We start from the raw sequence: 11,402 nt of genomic DNA on the forward strand, positions 1-11,402 counted from the left end.
CGATCTGTAGGCGGCGGCAAGTTCAACCCCTCGTCCTCGTCGAAGTCCATCCAGGCACCGTGGGGCAGCCCCACACAGCCGGGCATGAGAATCTCGGTGACCGAAGCCGTGCGCAGCGTGGCGCCGTGGGCGTTGTACACGCGCACGGTGTCGCCGTCGGCCACGCCCTTGGCCGCCGCGTCCGACGCGTTGAGGAACACCGGGTTGGCCCAGGCCTCGCGCAGCCACGGCAGGTTGTCGAGCACGCCGTGGGCACGGCGCAGGTAGTGCGGGTTGTACACGATAAAGGGGTACTCGCTGGGTTCGCCGCCGATAACGCGGTCGGCGAACATGCCCTCGCGACCCTCGGGCGCCTCCACATAGGTGGGATAGGGCTTGAAGGTGCCATCGGGGCTGTAGCCCATGGAGTTGAGCATGTCGGCCTTGTACTGGCAGTAGACCTCGAACTTGCCCGACTCGCTCGGACGCGGATTGGCCTCAGGGTCGGCAATATAGTCGGCGTAGCCGATGTAGCCGTAATTATCCCCTTCGGCGCGCTTGATGGTGAAGCAGCCGTCAGCCAGGAACTGGTCGATGGCCACGGCTCCCTCCTGGGGCTCACCCTCGCACTCCCAACGGTCGATGTCCTCCTGGGTCACCGTGACCAGGGGCACGTACTCACCCGTCTCGTCCATGTAGCCCGCGCCGAGAATCTGGTTGAAGAACTGCTGCTTCTCGCTGACCGGCCACATTTCCGCCGTGGGAAGACCCAGCTTGTCCGCCAGCAACATGCCGATCTCCTGATCGGTCTTGGCCTCGAACAGCGGGTCGGTCACCTGGGTGTACACGATCACCGTCTCGCGGCTGCGCTGATGGCCGGGGAAGCCGCCGACGCGCTCCCATTCTGTAGTGATGGGCAGCACAATGTCCGCGTACTTCGCCTGAGCGTTGAAGAAATGGGACGTGCAGGTGACGAACTCCATCTGGCGAATGGCCTGCACCGCCGTGGCCGCCGCGGGCGTGCATTGGATCATGGCGCTGCCCTCGAAGGAGAGGTACTTGATGTCGGCCTCTTTGATGTCCTGGGCGTTGAAGACCTCGGAGTACGCGAATCCGGTGCTGTTGTACTTGCCATCGAGGATGCTCTGCCACAGCAGCGGAGCCGAAATGCTGTCGGGAATGGGATTTTCCACCCACGCCGCGCCCGAGTCGCCGTAGTACACCAGCTCGGGGCCGTTCGTACCCGCAAAGGTCTTGTAGGCGCCGCCGCAGGCATGGCCCGACTTGCCCATGTGGCCGCCCATAGCGCCCACAGTCATGAGCAGCTGAGGCACGTTGTCTGCGCTTGAGCAACGGGCCAAGGCGTAATTGTGCAGCAGCATGACCGCATGGTCCTTGCCGATGGTGGACGCGAACCACTTGATGTCGTCGACCGAGGTACCGCAGATGGCACTCGCCCATTCCGCCGTCTTAGGGGTATCGTCGTAGGCGCCCTCAAGGTAATCGCGGAAGTTCTCGTTGAGCTTGGCGCCCTCCGGCATATGATTGGCGTCGAAGCCGACGCAGTACTTGTCGAGGAAGTCCTGATCTACCACGTCCTGCGCGAGCATCTCGTAGGCCACACCCAACAGGAAGGCCGTATCCGTTCCGGGAAGTACTGGCACCCAGCGCGCATCGAAGTAGGCCGCCGTGGCGTTGTAGGAAGGCCCAACGTAGACGAACTGCACGCCGGCATCCTTCGCCTCGTTGAAGTTGTTCATCGTGGTGCCACCCGATGACCAGGCAGAGTTGCCGCCCATAAGCACGATGGTCTCGGCGTTCTTGTTGTCGAAGCGGTCGTTGGTCTCGCCCAAATCGCAACCGGGAAGGCCCAGCGAAGTCATATTGAAGGCATAGACACCGTTAGAACTGGTGTCGGAGATGGAGATATAGCCGCCCATCTGCGCCAGCACCATATCGATGCCCGGACCGTAGTTCGCAATGACCGAGCGCGGACCGTAGGTGTCGTAGATGCGCTGCACTTCGCCGGCAATAAGCTCGATGGCCTCATCCCAGGAGATGCGCTCCCACTCGTCCTTGCCGCGCAGCTCGCCGCGAGCCGCGTCGCCGCCACCGGGCTGCCAGTTCTTGCGCTTCATGGGAAACTTGAGGCGGTCTTCGCCGAAGCACTGCCACTGCTGGGAGCGGCCGCGCGGGCAGCCGCGCTGCTGCAGCCACTCGAAGCTGTCCTCATGGGACGTATCGCTTCCCTGGCGCGCCGGGACGCCGTCTTTCACCAGCACCTTGTTAACGCAACGGCCGCCGCAATTGTGCCAGCACGCCGCCGAGATCCACGTTCCCTCGTCTACCGGAGCATCAGTGCCGGTCTCGGAAAGAGCCTCGTCCTGCGTCTGCGGCGCACAGGCCGCCAGCGTCGACAGCGAGCCCGCTGCCAGCACACCGGCCGCGCTTCCCTTCAAAAAGCCGCGGCGCGTCAGGCCGGACTGGACGGGCATCATGCGAGATTTGCTCATGGCATCCCCCTACTTCTTAATTCTTCGGGCGGGAAGCCCTCTCTGCGCCTTCCCGCTTTCCACATTCCCCACTATAAGAAGCAGCAAATCAGGCAACAAGATACCACGACGGTAACCCCGTTGGTATTTGAGTAAGCAAGATTACCAGGCGGTAAGGGTTGCAGGCCTCTGTGCACAGAATTGGGTGGTACTCGGGTCAAGTTCTGTGCTAGGGTACTCAGTGAAACCGATCATAATGAAGGAAGAGGAGCCTTTATGCGGTTTGCCATCGCTCTTGCCCTTTCGCTTGTTCTGGTGTACCTGTGCGCCAAGCCGCTGAAGAAGCATCCGGTGCCGTTCTACGTGGGCGCCATCGCACTGGTCGGCGTTTATTTCTGGGGCATGCAGGCCAGCGTGCACAACGAGCTGTGGAACTACTTCCAGCCGCTCATGCAACGCTGCGCGCTGGCGTTCCTCCTTTTCAGCGTGGTCATGTTCGTGGGCGTGCTTGACGAGAAGTCCCGCCTGCGCGCCCATTTGATGCCTATCCGCCGCCAGCTTTCCATTTTGGCGTGCATTTTCGCCGTGGGCCATATTGTGTTTTACGGCTCGTCCTACCTCATGCGACTTTCGGGCGCGTTCAACGCCAACCTTATGTTCTCACTGGGCCTGGCCGCCATTATTACTCTGCTCATGGCGGTGCTGGGCGTTACTTCGTTCCAGATTGTCAAGCATGGCATAACCGCTGCTGCCTGGAAGCGCATTCAAAAGCTTGCCTACCCCTTCTACCTGCTTATCTACGTGCACCTGCTACTGCTTCTTGCCCCTAGCGCAGCCGCCGGCAACAGCGTTGCGGTGCTCAGCGTAGCCGTCTACTCAATCGTGACGGGCGCCTACGTCGTGCTGCGCCTCCGCAAGGCCCTGGCGGAGCGCACCGCAACCGCCGTCCGCCCCTCCCCCGCGTTGGACACCGACCTTGAGGTGGCGGGGGCGTAAGCAAACTCGTTGATCTTACTTGCTTCACCTTTGAGCCCCTTGGCCTCTCACGGGCCAAGGGGCTCTTTTTGAATCGCTCCGTAAAAAATCTTCCTTGTTCGTTTCTGAAGAAACGCCTCCCCTCGCCAGTGCGCTATGCTTTCTTGCAAAGGCTAGCCTGTTTCAATTCTATTAATAATTTGGTATAGTATATATGCCAATTCTCTGCATAGGAGAGTGGTATGAGATTCGAATACGATCAAGCAAAAAGCAAGGCAAACCTCGAGAAACACGGCATCGATTTCGAAGAAGGACAGCGACTTTGGGGCGACAGGAACTACATCCAGTTCCTCGTCCGGTGCCGCGGAGAAGAGCGCCACGGCATCCTCGCCCGTTATGGAGGAGCAGTTTGGCTGGCGGTCATCACCTACCGAGGAAGTCGCACGCGCATTATCTCGATCAGGAAAGCTACAGCGAAGGAAGTGAGCATCTATGACAAAGCAAATAACCGCTGAAGAACTCGATCAGCTCGTGGACGACGGTCAGGATATCACCGAGCACATCGACATGACCACTATCGTCCATCCTGCGCAAGGCGAGGAGATCCGACGAGTGAATGTCGACTATCCTGAATGGGTCATCAAGAACCTGGACATCCAGGCAGACCGCATCGGGATCACTCGACAGGCTCTTATCAAGCTCTGGACCGTCGAACGCCTTGAGGAAGAAGCGCTCAAGCAGCGCGAGTTGATGCAGGCTTAACGTCTCCCATAGTTGAAAGCCCCCGCCAGGTCGAAACCTAGCGGGGGCTCAAGGGAGGGTTAGGAACCAGGGCCGTGCCGTCGGGGCACGGCCCTTTCGCTCTTGGGATTAAATACGCCCGCCGGCAATTTCCTGGCCCGAGGCTACCAGGCCCGCCACGCGGCCCGTGGTCATGGCGCGGCCCAGGCTCATGCCGGGGATGAACATCTGGTGCTCTAGGCCGCCAAAGAAGTTGCCCTGGCAGTTGCCGACGCAGAACAGGCCGTCGATGACCTCGCGGTTCTCGTCCAGCGCGCGGCAGCGCTCATCGGTCTCGATGCCGTTCAGCGTGCACAGCACGCCCGCACGGCGCTGCACAGCGTAGAACGGTGCCTTCTTTACGGGCTTCAGGCGCCCGGCCTGCTTGCCGAAGTCGTCGTCGTAGCCCGCATCACACAGCACGTTGTAGCGATCCACCGTGGCCTTCAGGGCATCGGCCGGCACGCCCATGGCGCTGGCCAGCTCCTCGATGGTGTCGGCCTTGAACACGTCCCCGTTTTCCACGCCTGCCTCGGTGGAGGCGACGATGTCCACGGGCGGCTCCTTCTTCATCATGCCGGAGCCCATGTCTTCCCAGTCGGTGCGGTAGTTGTCGTCGAACACCTGGAAGTGCATGCACTCGGGCTGCAGCACGTCCTGGGCATACAGCTGGCCGTAGGTCATGTCCTCGTTGCAGAAGCGCTCGCCGTTCTTGTTCACGAACAGCCACGGCTCGCCCGAGCCCGCAATGTCGGGCACGTCGATGGGCGGGTCGTAGTGGATGTTCGAGCAGTGCGGAGCCAGCTGCATCTTGCCGCCGACCCACATGCCCATCAGCTGGCCGTCTCCCGTATTCACCTCGGGTTGGGAGTAAGCCGACTTCAGGCCCGTGGCATGGGGTAGGTACTCGGCGCGCATGGCCTCGTTGTTGCCGTAGTCGCCGGCCGCCAGGATGACGCCATCAGTGGCCGTCGCCTTCACGTACTGCCCATCGGCGTCCTTACCGATGGCGGCGCTGACCCGTCCGGTGTTGTTGTCGTCGCGTACCAGCTGCACCGCCGGTGTGCTGTAGAGTACCTGGCCGCCGTGCTCCTCGGTATAGTCGAGGAACCACTGCGCCAGCGCCTGCATCTCCCCCACCCACATATGCACGCAGGGATAGCAGCGGTTATGCTCGTCGGGATACTCCATCTTCGTGGTATCCACCACTAGGGCAGGTCCCACACCCTCGACGTCGCCCGTCAGCGCCATGGCCCAGTCCATGGTAGGACCGCTGTTGTAGATCCACGTCTTCAGCAGGCGAAGGTCGGCGCGGTTCTCGCCGCGGCGCGTCCACTCGGTCACCACTTCCCACGGATCGAAATCGGCCCCGATCTCATTTTGCGCCTTCGAGTTCCAGGCTGCGGCGCCCGAGCCGTGGGACAGGGCCGTGGCCGCCTTCTGCAGGACAACCACCTTCTTGCCGGCTTCGGCCGCCGTGGCCGCCGCCACGGCACCGGAGATGCCGCCGCCCACCACAACGATATCGGCCTCGATAGTGCTGCCGATCTGATCGTCGGTAATAGGAGCCGGTGCCGCCTTGTAGTCGGCTGCGGCCGCCGCGCTGTTGGCACCCGTGCCCGCCAGGTTCTCTTCCTGGGCGGCCGGGGCGGCCGGTGCGCAGCCCGTCAAACCACTTACAGCCACGGCCGCCGCAGCGGCCCCGCCCAAGCCTAGAAACGAGCGACGCGAAAGTTTGCTTTCCATGCTGATTCCCTCCTTTAGGTTTCCTCGGCGCTGTCTGCGCCTTCCCCAAACTAGCGGAAATCAGTGCCGCAACGCACCTGCCGATTCGTACGATTTTGCGAAAAAACCTATCGTATATTTTATCCGATACGCTCTTATGGGAGGTTCTGATCAGGCATTTCTTTGTCAATGATGTCGATAAATTCCTGACGGGAGTGCACCTGCATCTTGCGATAGATGTGGGTGAGGTGCGACTGCGCCGTGCCCTGCGAGATATGCAGCTCCTTCTGCACGAAGGGAAGCGACCGCCCCCGAGCCAGCAGCAGCGCCACCTCGCGCTCACGCGGCGTGAGGCCGAAGCGCTCCTGGAGGAACGCGAGCGGATCCTCCTCGCAGGCACCTTCACTGTCAGATTCGCCGTCGGGTAATGCAGCGTCCGCGGGCACAGCAGCACCCGGGGCTTTTCCAGGGGCGGCTGAAGCCGTCGAATGCGGTTCCTCCAGAGCACGCGAGCGGGGCACCATGCCCCAGGCGCTGGCGAAGTCGCTTTGGTTGGTGGCAACCACGGCCACCACCACAATCAGGAAAAGGAACGTACAGGCAATGGCGTCCCACGAGAGCACCGGCCCCTGCACCGCCGCGATGAGCCGACCCGAGAGCGGCACGCCCACCACCACGGCCAGGGCGAAGCTGGCCTGGGCCGTTCCAAATACCGTAAAGGCCGAGGTGCCCGTGCACTTCGCGATGCCGGCGCAGTAGGCCCACACGATGCAGCGGCATCCCATGAAAGCCGCGCCAAACACCGCGTAGGCTACCTCGAAGGAGGCGCCGAACAGTACCGTGCACAGAAAGCTGAGCGCCATAATGACCAGCACGACTTGCAGGTTGGGGATGGTGGCGCGGCGCTCCGGCGTCAGGCGCCGCCTCGCTTCCAAGGCCGCAGCCAGCACCACGAGACCTGCCACACCGCCTGCCAGATACCAGTCGCCCATGAAGCCCAAATCCACCTGCGCGCCAGCGGGGGCGGCGAAGCCGCGGAACATCTCGCCGCCCAGGGCGAAGAAGAACAGCGCCGCCAGGGGGATGATAATGCGCGGATTGATGCGCAGCGACGGGCGTCGATCTTGCGCGGGGCTTCCGCCGCCTTCGCCTGCCGGCGATCCGAAGCCCAGAAGCACCAGGGCCGAAGCGGCCGGCAACAGCACCACGCTGGCAATGGCGATGAGCGGGTCCATCATGCGCACCAGAAAGAACAGCGCGCAACTGAGTGCATAGGCGGCAGCGATGTTCACCAACGCCCCCGAGGCGCCGCAGGGCACGAAGCGGCGGCCGTACAACAGCACCAGCCATCCTGTGGCAACGCCTGTCGTGACCGCACCCGCAGCCGACATAGCCCAGGTAAGCATCGCGTTCTGAGGAGCCAGCCACGGTCCCAGCGGTACCAGAAGCGTGCCAAGGGCGCACAGGGCCGCGGTAAGGCCAATGAGCCCGCGCGAATCGGCATAGCGCTCGAGCCGCTTGCCCAGCAGCGCGCAGGCCACCAGCGTAAGGGCATGGGCCCAGGCTGCCCAGCCCCAGGCCTCGCGCACGCTATCGGCCGCCGCAGCTTCCAAAGGGAACAGCACGGGCGTGTAAAACGTCAGGAACAGCCACGCCCAATACAGCCCAAGCCCCAACAGGCGGGGATCGAACGCGCCCGACCGACTCTCCCCTCTTGTCGCGTACTGCCCCCGCCCCTCCTGCGTCGACACAAGCCTGCTCCCTCTATTCTAATCCGCCAATTTCTTTCCATCTTAGCAATGAGTAGGCTGATTTTGACAGAAAAACGAGATGGGTAGCGTCTGAAGCGGACGAGGCGCCTACCTCGCCAGGATAAACTCCTTTAGCTCGGTCATGAGGGGGCTTTGGGGAGCACCCCGCTTCTCAGCCAAGCCGAGGGGCAGCGTGAAGGCGTCCTCGGGCGTCAGCGGCCGATAGACGATACCCTCGGGCGGCTCATCGGCGTTGTGCTCGGGAGAGAAATCCACCCCTTCCCCGTTGCGCACGAAGCGCTGGGCGTTTTCCAGGCTGAAGGGCAGCGGCACGTAGTTGGGCTTCAAGCCGTAGCGCTCGAAGCCGGTCACAATGCGATGGTACGTCTCCTTCAGGTCGGGCGTAGGGAAGATGGGCACTCCCGCCAAATCGCGGAAGCTGATGGCTTCCTTTGACGTCAACGGGTGATCGGCCGGCAGCGCCACCAGCAGATGGGCGTCGACCAACTTGGTGAAGGAGAACTGCGCTGGGTCGGGCTCGCCCACCACGAAGGCCAGATCCACCTCGCCCTGGGCCAAGGCCGACAGGCACGCATCGCTCGTCAGCTCGAACACGCGCAAGTCCGCATCAGCGTGGTCGGCCCGAAAACGCGCGAGGCCCTCCAACGTGAAACCCTCACCCTGCTGTTGCAAACTGGCCGAGGCATAGGCGAAGGTGGCTGTCTGAGCCACCGATTCTCGATACCGATCTACCAGGCCGCCCAGAGACGCTGCCTCGTCCAGCAGATGCTCGCAGGCGGGCAGCATTGTCTCGCCGAACGCCGTCAGCTCGACACCCTGGCGCCGGCGGTTGAACAGCGGGATGCCCCACTCCTGCTCGAGCGAGGCCACCGAGGCCGAGAGCGTCTGCTGAGTCACGTAGGCGCCCTTCGCCGCCGCCGAAAACGAGCCGGCCCGGGCTACCAGGCGAAAGTACTCAATTTGCCGTAAGTCCATAGGTTCCCCTCCCTGTGGGTTTCTCTATCATACTTCACCTCTCGTCTCCACGCAGCCTCCGCAACGCGAACGGGACGGACGCCGCAGCGGGCATCCGTCCCAGGGAGGGGGAGGTATAGTTGTGGATGGGGTGCTCTAGGCCTGAGCCGCCGTCACACCAGCCAGATAGCCCGAGCCCACGCAGAAGCCCTGGCAGGAGCCGCCCTCGAAATAGGGCACCGCCCAGAAGTCGCCATCGACGCCCGCCACGAACAGGCCGGGGACAACATCGGCATCAGCATTAACCGCGCGGCAGAAGCCGTCGGTCTTGATGCCGCCGAGGGTTACCCACGCGGCAATGTCCAGCTCCACCACGTACAACGCTCCGTTGTCCACAGCGCGCAGGAACTGCTTTTCCTTGAACATCTCCTCATCAACGCCGTTCTTGCAGTACTCGTTGTAAGTAGTCAGCGTCTCGGGCAGATTGGTCAGCCCCGTGGCTTCCGCCAACGCCTCGGCGGTGTCGGCCTTCCAGATCCAGCCCTCGTCGATACCTTGCTGCACCATGTCGGGCAGCGCCGTCAACGTCTTATCCATAAAACCCATCTGCACGCCGGGTGCCATGTTGCCGAAGGCGTCTTCCGAGATAAAGTCCATAACCGGCGTGGTGGCCAGCTCGTTGATCAGACCGTCATCGATGATCATGTAGTACACGCCCTCGCGCAGCAGGGGCTCGCCGCAGTACATGGTGTGCTTGGCCATGGTACCCTCGTCCATGAAGCGCACACCGTGCTTGTTCACCATCAAGCCACCGAACAGCGGCAGGCTGAACACGGGGGTAGCGTTGCAGTCCTCCAGGCTGACGAAACGCGCCGAAGACTTCATGTTGCAGGCGCCCGATTCGTTGATGGAGGTGCTGAAGTTCTTGCCCATCTCAGCGCCAGCTGACTGAGCCAGCTTGATGCCGGCACCGTCGTTGTACTGGTTGCCCGTGCCGTACATGAGAGCGCCGGAGTAGTATTCGCGCAGCATGTCCTCGTTCTGGATAAAGCCGCCCGTGGCCACAATAACGTTGCGCGCCTTCACATCGGTGGTCTTTCCGCTGTTCTCGTAGCGCACGCCAGTGACCTTGCCATCTTCCATAAGCAGATTCGTGACGTTGGCGCCCCAGCGAGAATCGACGCCGAACTTGTCGAGCATCCCCTGCAGGGCCTCGGCGCGTTCTGCCCCGCTCGTGGCGTAGATGTGGCCGCCGCGGTTCAACATGAGAGTGTTTTCGTCGGCGCCCTCGAAAGCGAACATGAAGGGCACGCCGCCCTCGATCATGAGGTCGATTCCCTTGCCCGATGCGGGCAGCACATTGCGCAGCAGAGCCGCATTGGTCTGGTAGTGGGTACCCGTCCAGATGAAGTCGAACATGTCCTTAACGGTCAGGTGATTGTCGTATTCCAACTCAGGGCTCGACTCGATAGCCCACACACCCGACACCATGGAGGCGTTCGTGCCGGCCATAGACGTTGCGCGGTCGAGGCCGATCACCTTCGCGCCCTCCTTGGCGGCCGCCGAAGCTGCCACCAGGCCGCTGGTGCCAAGGCCCACCACAACCACATCACAGCTTTCCTCGGCATCGGCCGCCGGCAGCTCCTCAGCTACGGGAGCAGCGTCAGCGCCGGTGCCGTTGTCGCCCGTACTCGGCGCCTGGGGTGCGCAACCGGCAAGTCCCAGAGCACCCAGAGCGGCAGCGCCCAGGGCACCCAAGCCCAGGAAGGAGCGGCGGGAGATGCCCTGGCCAGTCAGGCTCTCCTCGCTGGTCATTTCGACGGCGACTTCGTTGACGGCATTCTTCTTCATGGGAGCCCTCCTTCGATCGTTCATTTCCCTGCCCAAAAGATTACCGAGCCGAGCGCTGCTTGCATAACAAACGTCTTCGAAGGGATTTCAGGAAATTTTTGTAGCTGGTCGGCGGAACGAGTCTTCTGCCAGAGTCAACGCAAAAAAGAAAGGAGCCCCAAGGCTCCTTTCTTTTTTGCAGATAGCGCTTGCGCCGAGGCTTACGGAGCAGACAGCAGCTTACTCCTGACCGTAGAGGTCCTTCAGCTTCACCAGGTGCGCGTAGCGATCCATGGCGGCCTGCTCGTTCTCGGCGAACAGCTCGCCGGCGCGCTCGGGGAACTCGCGGGTCAGACGGCTGTAGCGGGCCTCGTTCATGAGGAAGTCCTGGTACTCGCCTTCCACGGGCTCCTTGGAGTCCAGAATGAGCTTCTTGCCCGGAGCGCCCTCGGGATTGAAGCGCAGCAGGTTCCAGTAACCGCAGTCCACGGCCTTCTTCATCTCGGTCTGGCAGTTGGTCATGCCGCCCTTGATGGAGTGCATCTCGCAGGGGCTGTAGCCGATGATGAGTGAGGGGCCCGGATAGGCCTCTGCCTCGGTGATGGCCTTGATGGTCTGGTTGAGGTTGGCGCCCATGGCCACCTGGGCCACGTACACGTAGCCGTAGGTCATGGCGATTTCCGACAGGCTCTTCTTCTTGATGTCCTTGCCAGCGGCGGCGAACTGCGCCACCTGGCCCAGGTTCGAGGCCTTCGAGGCCTGCCCACCGGTGTTGGAGTACACCTCGGTGTCGAAGACGAAGATGTTCACGTCCTTGCCGGAGGCGAGCACGTGATCCAGACCGCCGTAGCCGATGTCGTAGGCCCAGCCGTCGCCGCCGAAGATCCACACGGAC

General features: G+C 62.4%; 9 protein-coding genes. 3 read left to right on the forward strand and 6 right to left on the reverse strand.

What is annotated here, in order from left to right:
- On the reverse strand, positions 1–2,492 hold a 2,492-nt coding region (locus QZ307_RS09415; protein ID WP_295999147.1), incomplete at its 3' end, for a molybdopterin-dependent oxidoreductase.
- Positions 2,493–2,747: 255 nt separating this feature from the next.
- On the opposite strand from QZ307_RS09415, the gene QZ307_RS09420 reads away from it, so the two are divergent.
- The 3 genes from QZ307_RS09420 (at position 2,748) to QZ307_RS09430 (ending at position 4,208) form a co-directional block, all read left to right on the forward strand.
- Positions 2,748–3,467 (forward strand): ferric reductase-like transmembrane domain-containing protein, encoded by a 720-nt coding sequence (locus QZ307_RS09420; protein ID WP_295999150.1) that lies wholly within the window; start codon positions 2,748–2,750, stop codon positions 3,465–3,467.
- 221 nt (positions 3,468–3,688) lie between these two features.
- Positions 3,689–3,961, forward strand: a complete 273-nt coding sequence (locus tag QZ307_RS09425) for a BrnT family toxin (RefSeq protein ID WP_295999153.1) — start codon at positions 3,689–3,691, stop codon at positions 3,959–3,961.
- Complete coding sequence (locus QZ307_RS09430; RefSeq protein ID WP_295999156.1) at positions 3,939–4,208, forward strand: CopG family transcriptional regulator; 270 nt, start codon at positions 3,939–3,941, stop codon at positions 4,206–4,208. The genes QZ307_RS09425 and QZ307_RS09430 overlap by 23 nt, the downstream gene beginning before the upstream one ends.
- Positions 4,209–4,316: 108 nt before the next feature.
- Here QZ307_RS09430 and QZ307_RS09435 read toward each other — a convergent pair whose 3' ends face one another.
- The 5 genes from QZ307_RS09435 to QZ307_RS09455 form a co-directional block, all read right to left on the reverse strand.
- Positions 4,317–5,972 carry an FAD-dependent oxidoreductase gene (locus QZ307_RS09435; RefSeq protein ID WP_295999160.1) on the reverse strand — a complete coding sequence of 552 codons (1,656 nt, stop codon included), beginning with the start codon at positions 5,970–5,972 and terminating at the stop codon, positions 4,317–4,319.
- A 134-nt stretch (positions 5,973–6,106) separates the two neighbouring features.
- The gene (locus tag QZ307_RS09440; protein ID WP_295999162.1) at positions 6,107–7,702 is read right to left on the reverse strand and encodes a LuxR C-terminal-related transcriptional regulator; all 1,596 of its coding nucleotides are present in this window, start codon (positions 7,700–7,702) and stop codon (positions 6,107–6,109) included.
- A 108-nt stretch (positions 7,703–7,810) separates the two neighbouring features.
- Entirely contained in the window at positions 7,811–8,698 is an 888-nt protein-coding gene (locus QZ307_RS09445) for a LysR family transcriptional regulator (protein ID WP_295999165.1), read from the reverse strand.
- Between the two features lie 135 nt (positions 8,699–8,833).
- The gene (locus QZ307_RS09450; RefSeq protein ID WP_295999167.1) at positions 8,834–10,528 is read right to left on the reverse strand and encodes an FAD-dependent oxidoreductase; all 1,695 of its coding nucleotides are present in this window, start codon (positions 10,526–10,528) and stop codon (positions 8,834–8,836) included.
- Between the two features lie 219 nt (positions 10,529–10,747).
- On the reverse strand, positions 10,748–11,402 hold a 655-nt coding region (locus QZ307_RS09455; RefSeq protein ID WP_295999170.1), incomplete at its 5' end, for a thiamine pyrophosphate-dependent enzyme.

Source organism: uncultured Adlercreutzia sp. (genome assembly GCA_910585575.1).
Classification (GTDB): Bacteria; Actinomycetota; Coriobacteriia; order Coriobacteriales; family Eggerthellaceae; genus Adlercreutzia.